Annotated in this window: 14 protein-coding genes; 9 read left to right on the plus strand and 5 right to left on the minus strand. The window is 70.3% G+C overall.

Annotated elements, in window-relative coordinates:
• The first annotated feature begins 119 nt into the window (after nt 1-119).
• From AOK01_RS18310 to AOK01_RS18330, 5 genes are all read left to right on the plus strand, one after another.
• A complete protein-coding gene (locus AOK01_RS18310) occupies nt 120-1,625 on the plus strand; it encodes a cytochrome ubiquinol oxidase subunit I (RefSeq protein ID WP_055512970.1) in 1,506 nt (501 codons plus the stop codon).
• A 20-nt stretch (nt 1,626-1,645) separates the two neighbouring features.
• Entirely contained in the window at nt 1,646-2,650 is a 1,005-nt protein-coding gene (gene cydB / locus AOK01_RS18315; RefSeq protein WP_055512972.1) for a cytochrome d ubiquinol oxidase subunit II, read from the plus strand.
• A 102-nt stretch (nt 2,651-2,752) separates the two neighbouring features.
• A complete protein-coding gene (cydD, locus tag AOK01_RS18320) occupies nt 2,753-6,247 on the plus strand; it encodes a thiol reductant ABC exporter subunit CydD (RefSeq protein ID WP_055512974.1) in 3,495 nt (1,164 codons plus the stop codon).
• A 48-nt stretch (nt 6,248-6,295) separates the two neighbouring features.
• Nucleotides 6,296-7,918 (plus strand): GAF domain-containing sensor histidine kinase, encoded by a 1,623-nt coding sequence (locus AOK01_RS18325; protein WP_055512975.1) that lies wholly within the window; start codon nt 6,296-6,298, stop codon nt 7,916-7,918.
• A gap of 157 nt (nt 7,919-8,075) precedes the next feature.
• Nucleotides 8,076-9,131, plus strand: coding sequence for a peptidoglycan DD-metalloendopeptidase family protein (locus tag AOK01_RS18330; protein WP_055512977.1), 1,056 nt, complete (start codon nt 8,076-8,078; stop codon nt 9,129-9,131).
• Nucleotides 9,132-9,177: 46 nt separating this feature from the next.
• Here the strand turns inward: AOK01_RS18330 and AOK01_RS18335 are convergent, their stop codons facing one another.
• From AOK01_RS18335 to AOK01_RS18355, 5 genes are all read right to left on the minus strand, one after another.
• Entirely contained in the window at nt 9,178-10,065 is an 888-nt protein-coding gene (locus AOK01_RS18335; protein WP_190851405.1) for an HAD-IIB family hydrolase, read from the minus strand.
• Between the two features lie 116 nt (nt 10,066-10,181).
• A complete protein-coding gene (locus AOK01_RS18340) occupies nt 10,182-11,093 on the minus strand; it encodes an LLM class flavin-dependent oxidoreductase (RefSeq protein WP_055512980.1) in 912 nt (303 codons plus the stop codon).
• Nucleotides 11,094-11,281: 188 nt separating this feature from the next.
• Nucleotides 11,282-11,860 carry an RNA 2'-phosphotransferase gene (locus tag AOK01_RS18345; RefSeq protein WP_055512982.1) on the minus strand — a complete coding sequence of 193 codons (579 nt, stop codon included), beginning with the start codon at nt 11,858-11,860 and terminating at the stop codon, nt 11,282-11,284.
• A 122-nt stretch (nt 11,861-11,982) separates the two neighbouring features.
• Complete coding sequence (locus tag AOK01_RS18350; protein WP_055512984.1) at nt 11,983-12,939, minus strand: MerR family transcriptional regulator; 957 nt, start codon at nt 12,937-12,939, stop codon at nt 11,983-11,985.
• Between the two features lie 61 nt (nt 12,940-13,000).
• Complete coding sequence (locus AOK01_RS18355) at nt 13,001-14,755, minus strand: SDR family oxidoreductase (RefSeq protein ID WP_055512986.1); 1,755 nt, start codon at nt 14,753-14,755, stop codon at nt 13,001-13,003.
• 427 nt (nt 14,756-15,182) lie between these two features.
• Between AOK01_RS18355 and AOK01_RS18360 the strand changes: the two genes are divergently transcribed.
• The 4 genes from AOK01_RS18360 to AOK01_RS18375 all read left to right on the plus strand — a co-directional run bounded on the left by AOK01_RS18360 (nt 15,183) and on the right by AOK01_RS18375 (nt 18,831).
• Nucleotides 15,183-16,196 (plus strand): ABC transporter ATP-binding protein, encoded by a 1,014-nt coding sequence (locus AOK01_RS18360; protein ID WP_055512988.1) that lies wholly within the window; start codon nt 15,183-15,185, stop codon nt 16,194-16,196.
• On the plus strand, nt 16,186-17,127 hold the full coding sequence (locus AOK01_RS18365) for an ABC transporter permease (RefSeq protein ID WP_245702299.1): 942 nt from the start codon (nt 16,186-16,188) through the stop codon (nt 17,125-17,127). Before AOK01_RS18360 ends, AOK01_RS18365 begins: the two co-directional genes overlap by 11 nt.
• 61 nt (nt 17,128-17,188) lie before the next feature.
• Complete coding sequence (locus AOK01_RS18370) at nt 17,189-18,100, plus strand: ABC transporter ATP-binding protein (RefSeq protein WP_055512990.1); 912 nt, start codon at nt 17,189-17,191, stop codon at nt 18,098-18,100.
• Between the two features lie 11 nt (nt 18,101-18,111).
• Nucleotides 18,112-18,831, plus strand: coding sequence for an ABC transporter permease (locus AOK01_RS18375; RefSeq protein ID WP_055512992.1), 720 nt, complete (start codon nt 18,112-18,114; stop codon nt 18,829-18,831).
• Nucleotides 18,832-18,906: the final 75 nt, after the last annotated feature.

Here is an 18,906-nt window from a genome sequence, read left to right on the forward strand (position 1 = left end):
GGTCATAATTGCTTGTGAATGTGAACGCGTTCACAAGCGTGTCCCAGTTACTCCCGCTATGACCCTGATGGGCGGGACAAACTGCCGCTGTTTCGACGGCGACGTAAGGAGATGACGACGTGGAATTGGCCTTGGCGCCGGAAACCGTGGCCCGATGGCAGTTCGGCATCACCACCGTCTACCACTTCCTCTTCGTCCCGCTCACGATCTCGCTCGCCGCGCTCACCGCGGGCCTGCAGACCGCCTGGGTGCGTACGGAGAAGGAGAAGTACCTCAGAGCCACCAAGTTCTGGGGCAAGCTCTTCCTGATCAACATCGCGATGGGCGTCGTCACGGGCATCGTGCAGGAGTTCCAGTTCGGGATGAACTGGTCCGACTACTCGCGCTTCGTCGGTGACGTCTTCGGCGCTCCGCTCGCCTTCGAGTCCCTGATCGCCTTCTTCTTCGAGTCCACGTTCATCGGGCTGTGGATCTTCGGCTGGGACAAGCTGCCGAAGAAGATCCACCTCGCCTGTATATGGATGGTCTCGATCGGCACGCTGCTGTCGGCGTACTTCATCCTCGCGGCCAACTCCTGGATGCAGCACCCGGTCGGCTACCGGATCAACGAGGAGAAGGGCCGCGCCGAACTCACCGACTTCTGGCGGGTCCTCACCCAGAACACCGCGCTCAACCAGGTCTTCCACAGCTTCTCGGCGGCCTTCCTGACCGGCGGTGCCTTCATGGTGGGTATCGCCGCGTTCCACCTGATGCGCAAGAAGCACATCCCGGTGATGCGGACCTCGCTGCGGCTGGGCCTGGTCACCATGGCGGTCGGCGGCATCCTCACGGCGATCAGCGGCGACACCCTCGGCAAGGTCATGTACGAGCAGCAGCCGATGAAGATGGCGGCGGCCGAGGCGCTGTGGGACGGCGAGAAGCCCGCGCCGTTCTCCGTGTTCGCGTACGGGGACGTCGACAAGGGGCACAACACGGTGGCCCTGGAGATACCCGGGCTCCTGTCCTTCCTCGCCCACAGCGACTTCGACTCGTACGTGCCCGGCATCAACGACACCAACAAGGCCGAGCAGGAGAAGTACGGCCCCGGGGACTACAAGCCCATCGTCCCCGTCGCCTACTGGGGCTTCCGCTGGATGATCGGCTTCGGTATGGCGTCCTTCTCCCTGGGCCTGCTGGGGCTGTGGCTCACGCGCAAGAGGTTCCTGCTGCCGGCCGCTCAGCGCACGGGGGAGGACGAGGTGCCGCATCTCGTCCTGCTGAAGAAGCCGCTCGGATCCCGGCTCACCCGGCTGTACTGGCTGCTGGCGGTCTGGACGATGGCCTTCCCGCTGATCGCCAACTCATGGGGCTGGATCTTCACCGAGATGGGCCGGCAGCCCTGGGTCGTCTACGGCGTGATGCAGACCCGGGACGCGGTGTCCCCCAGCGTGTCGCAGGGCGAGATGATCACCTCGCTGGTCGTCCTGACGACGATCTACGCGATCCTCGCCGTCGTCGAGGTCAAGTTGCTCGCCAAGTACATCAAGGCCGGACCGCCCGAGCTCACCGAGGCCGACCTCAACCCGCCCACCAAGATCGGTGGCGACCTCCGGGACGCCGACAAGCCGATGGCCTTTTCCTACTAGGCCGAGGGAGCTGCTGAGTCATGGAACTTCACGACCTCTGGTTCGTCCTCATCGCCGTCCTGTGGACCGGCTACTTCTTCCTGGAGGGCTTCGACTTCGGGATCGGCGTCCTCACCAAGCTGCTCGCCCGGAACCGGACCGAGAAGCGGGTGCTGATCAACACCATCGGCCCCGTCTGGGACGGCAACGAAGTGTGGCTGCTCTCGGCGGGCGCCTCGACCTTCGCCGCCTTCCCCGAGTGGTACGCCACACTCTTCTCCGGCTTCTACCTGCCCCTGCTGCTCATCCTCGTCTGCCTGATCGTGCGCGGAGTCGCTTTCGAGTACCGGGCGAAGCGGCCCGAGGAGCAGTGGCAGCGCAACTGGGAGCACGCGATCTTCTGGACCTCGCTGGTCCCGGCGTTCCTGTGGGGAGTGGCCTTCGGCAACATCACGCGGGGCGTGAAGATCGACCGGAACATGGAGTACGTGGGCAGCTTCTGGGACCTGCTCAACCCGTACGCCGTCCTGGGCGGCCTGGTGACGCTGACGCTGTTCACCTTCCACGGGGCGGTGTTCGCGGCGCTCAAGACCCTCGGTGACATCAGGGAGCGGGCGCGGAAACTCGCCCTGGTGCTCGGACTGGTGACGGCCGTGCTCGCGCTGATCTTCCTGCTCTGGACCCAGGCCGACAACGGCAACGGCAAGAGCCTGGTCGCGTTGGTCGTGGCGGTGGTCGCACTGGTCGCGGCGATCGGGGCGAACCAGGCAGGGCGTGAGGGCTGGGCCTTCGCGCTGTCCGGCCTCACCATCATCGCCGCGGTCGCGATGCTCTTCCTGACGCTCTTCCCGAACGTCATGCCGTCCTCGCTCAATGACGAGTGGAGCCTGACGGTCACCAATGCCTCGTCGAGCCCGTACACGCTGAAGATCATGACCTGGTGCGCGGTGATCGCGACACCGGTGGTGATGCTCTACCAGGGCTGGACGTACTGGGTGTTCCGCAAGCGGATCGGCACCCAGCACCTTGCCGAAGCCGCGCACTGAGCCCACTGAGATCCGGGGGCATGTTTCACGTGAAACATGCCCCATGAGAAGAAGGTGCGTTTCACGTGAAACGCACCCGCTTGACCCAAGGGTGTGTTTCACGTGAAACCGATCGACCCGCGACTTCTCCGCTACGCCCGCGCCACCCGCCTCTTCCTGATGGTGGTCGTCGGTCTGGGAGTCCTGGGGGCGGGGCTGGTCGTCGCCCAGGCCATGCTCATCGCCGAAGTGGTGGTCGGCGCCTTCCAGCACGGACTGTCGATCGGTGAACTGCGCACGCCACTGCTGCTGTTGACGGGCGTCGCAGTCGGTCGTGCGCTCATCTCCTGGCTCACCGAGCTCGCGGCGCACCGGGCGAGTGCGGCGGTCAAGTCGGAGCTGCGGAGGCGGTTGCTGGAGCGGGCCGGCGCGCTCGGCCCGGAGTGGCTGAGCGGGCAGCGGACGGGGTCACTGATCGCCCTCGCCACCCGCGGGGTGGACGCTCTGGACGACTACTTCTCGCGCTATCTGCCGCAGTTGGGGCTCGCGGTGGTCGTGCCCGTCGCCGTGCTCGCGCGCATCGTCACCGAGGACTGGGTGTCGGCGGCGATCATCGTCGGCACGCTCCCGTTGATTCCGGTCTTCATGATGCTCATCGGCTGGGTCACGCAGTCCCAGATGGACCGCCAGTGGCAACTGCTGTCACGGCTTTCGGGGCACTTCCTGGACGTCGTCGCCGGGCTGCCCACGCTCAAGGTGTTCGGACGCGCCAAGGCGCAGGCGGAGTCCATCCGGCGGATCACCGGGGAGTACCGGCAGGCGACCATGCGGACCCTGCGTATCGCCTTCATCTCGTCCTTCGCGCTGGAACTGCTCGCCACCATCTCGGTCGCCCTGGTCGCGGTGACCATCGGAATGCGGCTCATCCACGGCGAGATGGCGCTGTACGACGGGCTGGTCGTGCTGATTCTCGCCCCCGAGGCGTATCTGCCGCTGCGCCAGGTCGGGGCGCAGTACCACGCGGCGGCCGAGGGACTGTCGGCCGCCGAGGAGATCTTCTCGGTCCTGGAGACACCCGTACCGGCGTCCGGGACCGGTTCCGTGCCCTCCTCCGGCGCGCTGCACCTCGAAGGCGTGACGGTCCGCTACCCCGGGCGCTCGTCCGACGCGGTGTCGGACGTGTCCTTCGAAGTCGGCAGCGGGGAGACGGTGGCGCTCGTCGGCCCCAGCGGAGTGGGCAAGACGACGCTTCTGAACGTGCTGCTCGGGTTCGTCCGGCCCACGTCGGGGCGAGTAGGCGTCGGCGGAGTCGATCTTGCGGAAATCGACCTGGAGGAATGGCGTTCGCGGGTCGCCTGGGTGCCGCAGCGGCCCCACCTGTTCGCCGGGTCCATTGCCGAGAACGTACGTCTTGCGCGGCCGGAGGCGGACGACTCCGCGGTGCGCGGGGCGCTGGCCGACGCCGGGGCCCTGGAGTTCGTGGACGCGCTGCCCGACGGAGTGCGCACGATGCTCGGTGAGGACGGTGCCGGGCTGTCCGCGGGGCAGCGTCAACGGCTCGCGCTGGCACGGGCCTTCCTCGCGGACCGGCCGGTGCTGCTGCTGGACGAGCCCACCGCCGCGCTGGACGGCGCGACCGAGGCCGAGGTCGTGGCGGCGGTCCGGCGGCTGGCCGTCGGCAGGACCGTGCTCCTGGTCGTCCACCGGCCGGCTCTGCTGGGCGTGGCCGACCGGGTGGTGCGGCTGGCACCGGCGGCATCGCCGAACCGCGCCACGTCGTCCGGCCGTACGGCGACGCATCGCTCCGACGTGGTGGCGTCCGGGCCCGTGACAGGCGGGGAAGCACCGGCCCGGCCACCGGAGCGGCCCGGTGGCGTACTCGCGCGCGTACGGGCCATGGCCGGGCCTCGCCGGGGGCGGCTCATGCTGGCCCTGCTGCTCGGCAGTCTCGCGCTCGGGAGCGCTGTCGGCCTGATGGCCACCTCCGGCTGGCTGATCTCCAGGGCCTCGCAGCAGCCGCCCGTGCTGTATCTGATGGTCGCGGTGACGGGTACGCGGACGTTCGGGATCGGGCGGGCCGTCTTCCGGTACGCCGAGCGGCTGGTGTCGCACGACGCGGTGCTGCGGATGCTCGCCGACACCAGGGTCGCCGTGTACCGGCGCCTCGAACGGCTCGCGCCCGCCGGACTGCGCACCACCCGGCGCGGTGATCTGCTCTCGCGGCTCGTCACCGACGTCGACGCGCTGCAGGACTACTGGCTGCGCTGGCTGCTGCCCGCCGCCGCGGCGGCCGTCGTGTCCGCCGGCTCGGTCGGGTTCACGGCCTGGCTGCTGCCCGAGGCCGGCGCCGCCCTCGCCGTCGGGCTGCTGGCCGCCGGTGTGGGCGTTCCGCTACTGACCGGCGCCGTCGCGCGCCGCGCGGAGCGCCGACTGGCACCGGCCCGCGGTGTGCTGGCGACCCGGGTGGCCGATCTCCTCACGGGAACGGCCGAGTTGACGGTCGCGGGCGCGCTTTCCGCCCGTACCGACGAGGCGCGGCGAGCCGACGCGGACCTCACCCGCATCACCTCACGAGCCGCCACCGCCACCGCGCTCGGCGACGGACTCACCGCGCTGATCTCCGGGCTCACCGTCACGGCCGCCGCGCTCGCCGGCGCCCAGGCGGTCGGCGAGGGGCGGCTCAGCGGCGTGGCGATGGCCGTCGTCGTGCTCACACCACTGGCCGCGTTCGAGGCCGTCCTCGGACTGCCTCTCGCGGCCCAGTACCGGCAGCGGGTACGCAAGAGCGCGGAGCGCGTGTACGAGGTCCTGGACGCGCCCGAACCCGTACGGGAGCCGGAGTGGCCGCAGACGGCGCCCGGATCGCCGTTCCCGGTCGTGGTGAAGGGCCTGGCCGCTCGTCACGCGGAACAGGAACGGGACGCGGTCGCCGGGGTGGACCTGGTGCTCGAACGCGGGCGCCGGATCGCAGTCGTCGGCCCGTCCGGATCCGGCAAGACGACGTTGGCCCAGGTGCTGCTGCGCTTCCTGGACGCGCGGGCGGGGACGTACACGCTGGCAGGTGTGGACGCGTACGGCATGGACGGTGACGAGGTGCGGCGCATGGTCGGGCTCTGCGCGCAGGACGCGCACCTTTTCGACAGCTCGGTGCGCGAGAACCTGCTGCTCGCACGGAAGAACGCGACCGACTCCGACCTGCGCGACGCGCTGGGCCGGGTGCGGCTGCTCGACTGGGCCGACGGGCTGCCCGACGGGCTCGACACGTTGATCGGGGAGCACGGCGCACGGTTGTCCGGGGGACAGCGGCAGCGGCTGGCGCTGGCCCGTGCGCTGCTCGCGGACTTTCCCGTACTGGTTCTCGACGAGCCCGCGGAACACCTCGACCTGGCCACCGCCGACGCGCTCACCGCCGACCTGCTGGCCGCGACCGAGGGGCGTACGACGTTGCTGATCACGCATCGGCTGGCGGGGCTCGAAGCGGTGGACGAGGTCGTCGTCCTGGCCGAGGGGCACGTGGTGCAGCGGGGCTCGTTCGACGAGCTGGTGCGTGCGGAGGGGCCGTTGCGGGAGATGTCCGAGCGGGAGCGCCGGACGGAGTCGCTCGCCGTCGCGCGCTGAGGGGTGGCTCGACTTTCACTGACAAATGGGACTAACTAGGCTCGGTGTATGCCAGCCGAGCCGGGCCCCGACGGTGCCCCGAACCCCGACGACGTACCGCGGCTGCTGGAGGCGATGCGGGCGGTGGGAAACGGTCTGCACCTGCGGTCCACGCTGGAGCGGATCTGCGAGACCGCGGCGGAGCTGGCGAGCGCCCGGTATGCGGCGGTCGGGCTGGCGGCGGAGTGCGGGGACGAACTCACCGAGCGCGTGAGCGAGGACACCGACGGAGAGGCGATCCGGTGGGTCGGGCGGCTGCCGGACGGACCCGAGGGAACCCGCCATGCGCCGGCCGACGGACGCCTGGGCGTCCCCATCCAGGTGCGGGGCGAGCGACTGGGCACCCTCTACCTCGCCGAGAAACATGGCGGCGGCCCGTTCGGCGAGCACGACCTCGACATGGTGCGCGTCCTGGCGCGGGAGGCGGGCATCGCCCTGGGGAACGCGCGACTGTACGCGGCCGCCGAGCGGCGTGAGCGCTGGATCGACGGTTCGGTGGCCGTCACCACCGCGCTGCTCTCCGGAGGGGACGCCGACGAAGCCCTCCAGGTGGTCGCGGAACAGGCCCGCCGGCTCTCGGACTCGATGGCAGGGCTCGTGCTGCTGCCCGCGGCCGAGGGCGGACTGGAGATCGTCGCCGTGGCGTCCGAGCGGCCGGCGCGGTCGTTGGGGCTGGTCGTGCCGCCCCAGAACGCGATGGTGGGCGAAATCCTCGCGGGCCGGGCGGTGTTCGTCGAGGACGCGGCCACCGATCCGCGTATGCTCGCCGGCCTCGCCCGCGACTACGGACCGACGATGATCCTTCCCCTCCGGAGCGGCGGCCGGGTCCTGGGGACGCTCGTCATGGCGCGCGCGGGAGGCGCGCGTGCGTTCACGGAGGTCGAGCGCACCCTGGCGACACAGTTCGCCTCGCAGGCCGCGCTCGCCCTGATGATGGCCGAGGCGCAGCGCGACCGGGAGCGGCTCGCGGTCTACGAGGACCGTGACCGCATCGCCCGTGACCTGCACGACCTCGTCATCCAGCGGCTGTTCTCCACCGGGATGCTGCTGGAGGGCGCACAGCGCCGGTCCGTGCTGCCCGAGGTGCGGCGGGGCGTCGGCAAGGCGGTCGACGAACTCGATGTCACCATCCAGGAGATCCGTACGGCCGTCTTCGCGCTCCAGCAGGGACCGGCGGAGTTTCCGACAGGGCTGCGGACGCGCGTACTGCGCGAGATCACCATGGCTGCCGTACCGCTCGGCTTCAAGCCGTCCCACCGATTCGTCGGTCCCGTCGACACGCTGGTCGGCGAACTCACGGCGAAGAACCTCATCGCGGCCCTCCGCGAAGCCCTGTCCAACGCCTACCGGCACGCGAGGGCGTCCCGTGTCGACGTGACCGTGGACGCGACGGCACGGCTTCCGGACGGGAAGTCCGGGGTACGCCTGACGGTCGCGGACGACGGCGTCGGCATCCCCGAAGGGGGCAGGCGCAGTGGGCTGAAGAACCTGAAGCGGCGGGCGGAGTCCCTCGGCGGGGACAGCTGGTACGGGCCGGGGACCGGGACGGGCGAGCCGGGCGCCGGGACGGCTGGGCCGGGGGCCGGAAAGGACGGTGGCGGTACGTCGGTGGTCTGGGAGGCGCCGTACTGAACCCGGCCCGTCGAATCGGCCCGCCGAACGGGCTCACCGCACCGGTGTCGGCGGGCCCCTGTTCGGCCCAGTGCGGTGGTCCGTCCGTGACAACCGCTCCCCCAGGTGCACGACGTGGACGGGACCCGAGCGGTGCCCGCGCGGCACGATCCATGTCATGCGCTCACGTCGTCGCCGCCCCCTGCTCGCCCCGGTGCTGCTGTGCGCGGTGGCCGTCCTGGTGGCCCGGCCCACGGCGGCCACCGGAGACACCGACAGTTCCGGTGAGACCGACGGGGCCGGCGCCGAGGTCCTACGGCTGTACAAGGAGGCGTCAGTCGCTGCAGAGCGGTACGAGGCAGGGCGCCGCGAGGCCGAGTCGCAGCGGAACCGGGCGCGGCGGCTGGAGCGGCTTCTTGCACGGGAGCGGCAGGACATCGCAGTACTGCGCGCGGACCTCGGCCGCATCGCGCGCGCCCAGTACCGCGACGGCGGCGGGCTCCCGCCCACCGCGCGGATGCTTCTCGCGAAGAGCCCCGAAGAACTGATGCGCGGCCGGTATGCGCTGTGGCGGGCGGATCTGGCGGTCGACAACGCGGTCGCCAAGAGCCGCAGGGCCGAGACCCGGCTCACCGCCGACGAGGCGAAAGCGGCATCCGCCTGGCAGGCACTGGAACGCCGCAACGACGAACTCGCCGAGGTCAAACGGGGGATCGAGCGCAAGCTGAAGGAGGCCCAGGGGTCGCTCCAGGGGCAGGCGGACGCGTCGGCCGCCGCCGGTGCGTGCCGGGGGCCCGTCCGGCTCGACCAGCCGCGCACGAACTTCGAGCAGCCGTGGATCCCGCCGGTGGAGACGTACGCGCTCTCCGCGGGGTTCGGCAGCGGCGGCGAACACTGGGCGAGCCGGCACACCGGGCAGGACTTCGCGGTGGACATCGGCACGCCGGTGCGTTCGGTGGGCAAGGGGCGGGTGGTGAAGGTGTCGTGCGGCGGCCCGTTCGGCATCGAGGTCGTGGTGAAGCACGCGAAGGGCTACTACACGCAGTACGCCCACCTGTCCGCGGTCGCCGTGGACCAGGGGGAGCGGGTGTCCGTCGGGCAGTGGGTCGGCCAGTCGGGCACGACCGGCAACTCGACCGGGCCGCACCTGCACTTCGAGGTGCGCCTGACCCCGCAGTCGGGCTCGGCGGTCGATCCGCGGGAGTGGCTGGCCGCGCGGGGGGTTCAGCTCTAGTTGAGCTCTGGAGGGGAGCGAAGAGGGCGGAGAGCGCCGTTCTGTCCTACTGGTGCTCCGCGAGTATCCGCTCGATCACGACGGCCACTCCGTCCTCCGTGTTGGCGGCCGTGCGTCCGGACGCCGCGGCGATCACGTCGGGGTGCGCGTTGCCCATCGCGTACGACGTGCCCGCCCAGGTGAGCATTTCCACGTCGTTCGGCATGTCACCGAAGGCGACGACCTCTTCGTGCGAGATACCGCGCTCGGCGCAGCACAGCGCGAGGGTGCTGGCCTTCGAGACGCCAGGGCCGCTGATCTCCAGCAGCGCGCTGGGGCTGGACCGGGTCACGTTGGCCCGGTCGCCGATGGCCAGCCGGGCGGTCATGAGGAAGTCGTCCGGGGCGATCTCGTGGTGGTACGCGAGGATCTTGAGCACCGGCTCATCGGCACCCGGGGCGTCGGGCGCCAGGAGTTTCTCGGCGGGCGCGAGGGTGTCGGGAGCTTCCAGATGCATCTTCGGGTACGCGGGCTCCTGGTAGAAGCCGTACGTTCGCTCGATGGCGAAGAGGGTCCCCGGAGCGGCGTCGCGCAACAGCCGTACGGCGTCGAACGCGTTCTCCCGCGCAAGCTCCCGGACCTTGACGAAGCGGTGGGCGCCGGGGCCGCCGTGCAGATCGACCACGGCCGCGCCGTTTCCGCAGATGGCGAGGCCGTGCCCGTGGACGTGATCGCTGACGACGTCCATCCAGCGCGCCGGGCGGCCGGTCACGAAGAAGACCTCGATGCCCGCCTCCTCGGCGGCTGCCAGGGCGGCCACCGTGCGCGGTGAGACGGTTTTGTCGTCGCCCAGCAGGGTGCCGTCGAGATCCGTGGCGATCAGGCGGGTCGGGAGGGGGGAGGCCGGAATCCCGGGCCGTCGGGTCGCTGAGGTCACCGCCCCATTCTCCCGCATATGCGCGCACGGGCGTGCGGCGGTCCGCGCATGTGAGTGACTTACGTCCCCACCTGCGCTTTTACGCGGCCCGACGGCCGATGTCGGAGGGAGGCGTGACGGCAGCACGGCCGCCGTCAGGCGAGCTGCGCGACCGCTTCCGTCGCGATGTGTTCGAAGACCTTCTCGTCCGCCGCGAAGTCGGAGTCCGGGATGGGCCAGTGGATCGCGATGTCCGTGAAGCCCAGCTCCAGGTGGCGCCCCGCGAAGTCGACGAACGCGTCGAGGGACTCCAGCGGACGGCCGCGGTCCGGGGTGAAGCCGGTGAGCAGGACCTTGTCGAGTTCGCGCACATCGCGGCCGGCCGCCTCGCACGCGGCGGCCAGCTTCTCCATCTGGCCACGCAGGGCGTCCACCGACTGCTCCGGAGTGCCCGTCTCGAAGAGCTTCGGGTCGCCCGTGGTCACCCACGCCTGACCGTGCGCCGCGGCCAGTTTCAGCCCGCGCGGCCCGGTGGCGGCCACGGCGAAGGGCAGCCGGGGGCGCTGGACGCAGCCGGGGATGTTGTAGGCCTCGTGCACCGAGTAGAACGTGCCGTCGTACGACACGGTGTCCTCGGTGAGCAGCCGGTTGAGGAGCGGTACGAATTCGGCGAAGCGGTCGGCCCGCTCGCGCGGCGTCCACGGCTCCTCGCCGGTGCGCAGCAGCGTCGTGGCGTCGAAGCCGGAACCGCCCGCGCCGATGCCCAGTGTGATCCGGCCGCCGGAAATGTCGTCGAGCGCAATCAGTTCCTTGGCGAGGGTCACCGGGTGCCGGAAGTTCGGGGAGGTCACCAGTGTGCCGAGGCGCAGACGGTCGGTGGCGCCCGCGGCGGCGGTCAGCGTCGGGACGGCGCCGTACCAGGGGCCTTCGCGGAACGTCCGCCACGCCAGATGGTCGTACGTGAAGGCGGTGTGGAACCCGAGCTGCTCGGCGCGTTGCCAGGTGGAACGTCCTCCCTCGTGCCAGCGGAGGTACGGCAGGATCACGGTGCTCAGGCGCAGACTCATGCTGCAGAGCCTAGGGCCCTTCTGATGGATCTCCGTGGGGAAGGAGCGGCGTTCGGTGCGTGCTCTCGGCGTGCCGGGCACAGGCCCGCGTACTGGACGTACTTGGGTCTGTGCCCGGTGCGGCGAGAGTGCGTGCCGGGCGTCGCGACGCCGCGGAGATCCATCAGAAGGGCCCTAAGCGCAGCCGCTCAGTGCGTGGCCGGGAACCGCAGGTGGCGCGGAGGGACGGCGGCCGTGAGCCAGACGCCGTTGGCGCTGACCTTGAAGACATGGCCGTCGCGGTGCATCGCGCCGGCGTCCACGGAGAGCACGACGGGGCGGCCACGGCGGGCCCCGACGCGGGTCGCCGTCTCGCGGTCGGCCGAGAGGTGCACGTCGTGCCGGTTCATGGGCCTCAAGCCCTCGGCGCGGATCGCTTCCAGACTGCGGGCGACGGTGCCGTGGTAGAGGTACGCGGGCGGGGTCGCCGACGGCAGTCCGAGGTCGACCTCCACGGAGTGGCCCTGGCTGGCGCGGATCAGGGTGCCCTCGATCGCGAAGCGCCTCTTGTCGTTGTTGGCGACCACGTGATCGAGCTCGCCCCGGGTGAACCGGAAGCCGTGCGCGGCAGCCGCGGCCATCAAGGTGCCGATCTCGACCCAGCCGCCCTCGCCGAGCGTGAGCCCGATCCGCTCCGGCTGATGCCGCAGATGTTTCGAGAGGTACTTCGACACCTTCACGGTGCGCCTCTCGTCCACGCCGTTCTCGGGCAGGTCTCTTTCGTTCATTCCGTCAGGGTGCCTGGAGAGACACTGATCACGCATTTGATTTTGGCCCGGAGGTTTGATCCACAGCCAAATACGTTATCCACAAGCTCAGTTGGGGAATCTGTGGACAACTAGCGGGCAATTCAGGCCGGTTCGTCAACTTCAGCCCCTTGGTTGCTATTTGCGGCTAGCTGGTCCATGGCCCGTGCCCGGGCCTCGCGTTCGGCCGCCAGCGCGATGAACTCGGCCGCGTGCTCCACGCCGACCAGCCCTTCCACAAGGGACATTGTCGTCGCGGGTAGCGCCAGAGTGCGTGACTTTTCCGTGCCCGACCGGGGTTGTTCCACACCGAGGTGCCGACGCAGCTGCTGTTGGGCGAAGCGCTGCATGGCGCGCGCCAGTTCGGCGTCCACCGTCTGTCGTGCGAGCGGTCGCAGTCGTCGTACGAGCGCGGCCGCTTCCGCTGCGTCCGCGTCGGTCGGCGGGTGATCGCCGAAACAGCGGGCGAAGACGTGCTCGGTCGTGAACTCCAGGAAACGGGCGGCGATGTGCTCGACCTGCCCTCTCAACTCCCGCAGCTGGTCGGAGATCGCGGGCAGCGGAACACCCGCCTGGTGCAACTCGGCGGCCACCGCGAGCTCTTGGGGGCTCGGCACGAGGAACGCGTCCTCCTGTCCCGGGATCTGTCCCGGAATTCGTTCGAGCACGCCCAGCTCGACGGCCTCGGCCACCGCCGCGTCGCCGGGCTCGCCGCCGAACCGCTCATCGAGCTCGGCCCGCGAGATACGGACCGCCTCCTCGTCCGTCCACGGCCCGTCGACCTCGGCGACCAGGCCGAGCACGCCGCCGAGGCCGCGCCCCGCGTCCCAGGCCTCCAGGAGCTCCTTGATGGAGGCCAGGGTGTAACCGCGGTCCAGCAGGTCCGCGATCTGCCGCAGCCGGGCCAGATGCGTGTCCGCGTAGACGTTGGCGCGGCCCCGCCGCTCGGGGCGGGGGAGCAGCCCGCGGTCCTGGTAGGCGCGGATGGTCCGGACCGTGGCGCCACTGTGGTGCGCCAGGTCCTCGATCCGGTACGCGACACCGGCCGGCTCGTCGATCACAGTCCCTGCCCTTCCGACCCTTCCGACCCTTCCGAACTTCCGAGCCCGTGTGCGATGACGGTCACAGCGGCGGCTTCATTCGTGCGATCGCGCGCAGCGCCCCGGGAGCGAAACGGGACAGGAGACGGCCGCCGCGCGCCTCCGCCGTCACGGGCACCACGGCCTGGTTGCGGACGACGGCCCGCAGAACGGCCGCGGCGACCTTCTCCGGCGGGTAGTTGCGCAGCCCGTACAGCCGCGCGGACTTCTTCCGGCGCCGCTCCTCCTCGTCGGGGTCGACTCCCGTGAAGCGGGCGGTCGAGGTGATGGCGGTGTTGACGAATCCGGGGCAGATCACCGAGACCCCGATGCCCTGGCCCGCCAGCTCGGCGCGCAGACACTCGCTGAGCATCAGCACCGCCGCCTTGGAGGTGCTGTAGGCGGGCAGTGCTCTCGACGGCAGATACGCGGCCGCCGACGCGGTGTTGACGATGTGGCCGCCCTGTCCGCGCTCGGCCATCTGCTTCCCGAAGAGCCGGCAGCCATGGATCACACCCCACAGATTGACGTCGAGCACCTTCCGCCAGTCCTCCGCGGTGGTGTCGAAGAAGGAGCCGGACAGCCCGATCCCGGCGTTGTTCACCAGGACGTCGACGACCCCGTACTCGGCGGCGACCTTCGCGGCGAACTGTTCCATGGCCTGCTCGTCCGAAACGTCGACCGTCTCGCCCCAGGCCTCCGGGGCGCCGGCCGACCGGCAAAGCTCGGCGGTGCGCGCCGCACCGTGCGCGTTCCGGTCGACGGCCACCACGCGCGCGCCCGCCTCGGCGAACGCGAGGGCGGTGGCCCGGCCGATGCCGCTGCCCGCGCCGGTGACCAGTACGAGCTGCCCGCCGAAGCGCTCGGCGTGCGGGCCGCGCACCGCGGGTGCTGGCCGCCCACCCTCGGTCGCGGTCACGAAGTCCGTGATCCAGGCGGCCAGTTGGTCGGGCCGGGTGCGCGGAACCCAGTGCTTCGCCGGGAGGGTGCGACGCACCAACCGCGGGGCCCACAGCTCCAGTTCGTCATAGAGCCGCTCCGACAGGAACGCGTCTCCCAGCGGGGTGATGAGCTGCACGGGCGCGTGCGCGTACGCGTCGGTGCGCGGCTTGCGCAGCCGTGGACGGACGTTGTCGCGGTACAGCCACGCGCCGTGGGCGGCGTCCGTCGGCAACGACGAGGTCGGATAGTCGCCCGTGGGGACCTTCTCCAGCCGGCGAAGGATCTTGGGCCACTGCTTGCCGAGGGGGCCGCGCCAGGCCAGTTCGGGCAGGACGGGGGTGTGCAGCAGGTACACGTACCAGGACTTGGCGCCCTGACCGAGCAGTTGACCGACCCTGCGGGGTGTCGGGCGGGACACGCGCTTCTTGATCCAGTGCCCGAAGTGGTCGAGGGAAGGGCCGGACATCGACGTGAAGGAGGCGATGCGCCCTTCCGTGCGCTTGACCGTGGTGAACTCCCAGGCCTGCACCGAACCCCAGTCGTGGCCCACCAGGTGCACGGGCCGGTTCGGGCTGACCGCGTCCACCACCGCCAGGAAGTCGTCCGTCAGCTTCTCCAGGGTGAACCCGCCGCGCAGGGGCCGGGGCGCGGTGGACCTGCCGTGGCCGCGCACGTCGTACAGCACGACATGGAAGCGCTCCGCGAGGCGTCCGGCGACCTCCGACCAGACCTCCTTGGAGTCCGGATAGCCGTGCACGAGCACCACCGTGGGCTGCGCGGGATCGCCCCACTCGGCGACACACAGCTCGACTCCGCCCGTACGCACCCGGCGCTCGCGCGCGCCCTGAAGGGTCACTTGTCCTCCACCCGGCGCCGCACTTCCCCGAACCCACCGAGCGCCACGGCGAGTTCACCAGGCGGAACCACTGCCGAGGCCGCTGCTGGGACCACTGCTGAGGCCGCTGCCGAAGCCATTGCTGAGACTGGTGCTGAGGTCATGCCGCCGTCCGTTCCGAGCCGACTGCCGTACGTGTCCGCAACTTGACACTGATGAATGTGACAATTGTTGGCGGCTGCGTCAAGAGGCGGTGCGCGACCTGTGGAAAACCGCACCGATGTGGACAACCCGGCCCGACGGACAGCTGGCCGTGCGGAGTGGCAGCCGCCGGTTGTTCGACCTGAGGGGGACCCTTACGGGCCCGTACGACTGCAGAGGGATGGCGATACAGCTCCCAGGTCTGACGACCGGCTGTGGCCTGCGCCACTACCTTCGAACCGTGACTGTGATCGCGACCGAAAGCCTGAGCAAGCGGTTCCCCAGGGTGACCGCTCTTGACCGGCTCTCCGTGGACGTCGGACCCGGTGTGACCGGACTCGTCGGAGCCAACGGAGCCGGCAAGTCCACATTGATCAAGATCCTGCTGGGTCTGTCCCCCGCCACCGAGGGCCGCGCCACGGTGCTCGGACTCGATGTCGCCACCAAGGGCGGCGACATCCGTGAGCGCGTCGGATACATGCCCGAGCACGACTGTCTGCCGCCGGACGTCTCGGCCACCGAGTTCGTCGTCCACATGGCGCGCATGTCAGGCCTGCCCCCGGCGGCGGCCCGCGAGCGCACCGCGGACACGCTGCGCCACGTCGGCCTCTACGAGGAGCGATATCGCCCCATCGGCGGCTACTCGACGGGCATGAAGCAGCGAGTCAAGCTCGCCCAGGCGCTGGTCCACGACCCGCAGCTGGTCTTCCTCGACGAGCCGACGAACGGCCTCGACCCGGTCGGGCGAGACGAGATGCTCGGCCTGATCCGCCGCATCCACACCGACTTCGGCATCTCCGTCCTGGTCACCTCGCACCTGCTCGGCGAGCTGGAGCGCACCTGCGACCACGTCGTCGTCGTCGACGGCGGCAAGCTCCTGCGGTCCAGCTCCACCACGGACTTCACGCAGCGCACGGCGATCCTCGCGGTCGAGGTCACCGACACGGACGAGCATCCGGACGGCACCGACGCACTGCGCGAGGTGCTCCACGCGCGCGGGATCGACACCCACGACGGAAGCGGCCTCCCCGGCGCGGGCCACATCCTCCTGCTCACCGCGCAGGGCGAGGAGACGTACGACCTCGTACGGGACGCCGTCGCCGACCTGGGACTCGGCCTGGTGCGCATGGAGCAGCGCCGGCACCACATCGCGGAGGTCTTCACGGACAGCGACGAACAGGCAGCCAGGGACGCCGAAGCACAGGCGGCCCTGAAGGACGGCGACGAACAGCGGAAGGAGGCGGTCGGCCATGGCGGTTGAGCAGCCCCAGGCACAGGCCCAGGCACACGCCCCGGCTCCTGCCCCCGCTCGCGCGGGCGAGCAGACCCGGATCCACAACATCGGCTACCGCAACTACGACGGCCCGCGCCTGGGCCGCGCGTACGCCCGCCGCTCGCTCTACTCGCAGTCCCTGCGCGGCGCGTACGGCCTCGGCCGCTCGGCGAAGACCAAAGTGCTGCCGATGCTGCTCTTCGTGGTGATGTGCGTCCCCGCGCTGATCATGGTCGCGGTCGCCGTCGCCACCAAGGCGAACGACCTGCCTGTCGACTACACGCGCTACGCGATCTTCATGCAGGCCGTCATCGGCCTGTACGTCGCCTCCCAGGGACCGCAGGCCGTGTCCCGCGACCTGCGCTTCAAGACCGTCCCGCTGTACTTCTCGCGCCCGATGGAGACCGTCGACTACGTACGCGCCAAGTATGCGGCGCTGGCCTCGGCGCTGTTCATGCTCACCGCCGCGCCGCTGCTCGTGCTGTATGTGGGCGCGCTGCTGGCCAAACTTGACTTCACCGACCAGACCAAGGGCTTCGCACAAGGGCTCGTCTCCGTGGCACTGCTTTCCCTGCTCTTCGCCGGCATCGGCCTGGTCATCTCGGCGGTCACCCCGCGCCGCGGATTCGGTATCGCCGCCGTCATCGCCGTACTGACCATCTCCTACGGAGCGGTGTCCACCGTCCAGGCCATCGCCTACGAGCAGTCCAGCTCCGACGCGGTCGCCTGGCTCGGACTCTTCTCGCCCATGACGCTGATCGACGGAGTGCAGACCGCCTTCCTGGGCGCCTCGTCCGCCTTCCCCGGCGGCGCGGGCCCCTCGACCGGAGAAGGCGTCGTCTACCTGATCTTCGTTCTGGGTCTCGTCGCGGGCTGCTACGGCCTCCTGCTGCGCCGCTACCGAAAGGTCGGACTGTGACCGCCCGCCCGTCGTCCGCCACCACCCTTCCCGCCACCCTTCCAAGGAACGGGCCTCGCCCATGAGCACCCTCACCATCGACCACGTCTCACGCTGGTTCGGCAACGTGGTGGCCGTCAACGACATCACCATGACCATCGGCCCGGGCGTCACCGGCCTGCTCGGCCCGAACGGCGCCGGAAAGTCCACCCTCATCAACATGATGGGCGGCTTCCTGGCACCCTCCACCGGCACGGTCACCCTCGACGGCGAGCCGACCTGGCGCAACGAGAAGATCTACAAACAGATCGGCATCGTCCCCGAGCGCGAAGCGATGTACGACTTCCTCACGGGCCGCGAATTCGTCGTCGCCAACGCCGAGTTGCACGGCCTCGGCGACAAGGCCGCGCACCGGGCGCTGGCCACGGTCGAGATGGAGTACGCGCAGGACCGGAAGATCTCGACGTACTCCAAGGGCATGCGCCAGCGCGTGAAGATGGCCTCCGCGCTCGTCCACAACCCGTCGCTGCTGCTGCTCGACGAGCCGTTCAACGGCATGGACCCGCGCCAGCGCATGCAGCTGATGGACCTGCTGCGGCGCATGGGCGACGAGGGCCGCACGGTCCTCTTCTCGTCGCACATCCTCGAAGAGGTCGAGCAACTCGCCTCGCACATCGAGGTGATCGTCGCCGGCCGGCACGCGGCGAGCGGCGACTTCCGCCGCATCCGCCGGCTGATGACCGACCGCCCGCACCGCTATCTGGTCCGCTCCAGCGACGACCGTGCGCTCGCGGCCGCGCTCATCGCCGACCCGTCGACGTCCGGCATCGAAGTGGACCTCCAGGAGGGCGCGCTGCGCATCCAGGCCGTCGACTTCCCACGCTTCACGGCACTGCTGCCGCGGCTGGCCCGCGACCACGGCATCCGGCTGCTCACGGTCTCGCCGTCCGACGAGTCCCTTGAGTCCGTCTTCTCGTATCTCGTCGCGGCGTAGGAGGCCGAAAGATGTACGACCCCACAGTCGCCCGGCTCACCTACCGCGGCCTCCTCGGCCGCCGCCGAGCCCTCATCCTGGGTGCCCTGCCCGTCCTGCTGATCGTCATCTCCGTGGCCGTACGCGGCTTCACGGGCGCCGACGACCAGGTGGCCTCGGACATCCTCGGCGGGTTCGCGCTCGCCACGATGGTGCCCCTCATCGGCGTCGTCGCGGGTACCGGCGCGATCGGCCCCGAGATCGACGACGGCTCGGTCGTCTACCTGCTCGCGAAGCCGGTCAAGCGCCCCACGATCATCTTCACCAAGCTGATCGTCGCCGTCGCCGTCACCATGGTGTTCTCGGCGGTCCCGACGTTCCTCGCCGGACTGATCCTCAACGGCAACGGCCAGCAGATCGCCGTCGCCTACACCGTGGCCGCGCTGGTCGCCTCCATCGCGTACGCCGCGCTCTTCCTGCTGCTCGGCACCATCACCCGGCACGCGGTGGTCTTCGGACTCGTCTACGCCCTCGTGTGGGAGACCGTCTTCGGATCGCTGGTCTCCGGGGCGAGGACCCTCAGCGTCCAGCAGTGGTCGCTCGCGGTGGCCCACAAGGTGTCCGGCGGGGATCTCGTCACCTCGGACGTGGGCCTCACCACCGGCACGGTGCTGCTGGTCGTGGTGACGGTCGCCGCCACCTGGTTCGCCGGCCAGAAACTGCGGACGCTGACGCTGGCCGGCGAGGAATAGCCCTCCCGGGTCGCCTCATGGTGGCCCCGGCCCCGGGAAGCCCCGGCCCCCGGGAAGTCGCTGTGGCTCCACGCG

The organism is Streptomyces aurantiacus (assembly GCF_001418335.1).
In the GTDB taxonomy this organism is placed as follows: Bacteria; Actinomycetota; Actinomycetes; order Streptomycetales; family Streptomycetaceae; genus Streptomyces; species Streptomyces aurantiacus.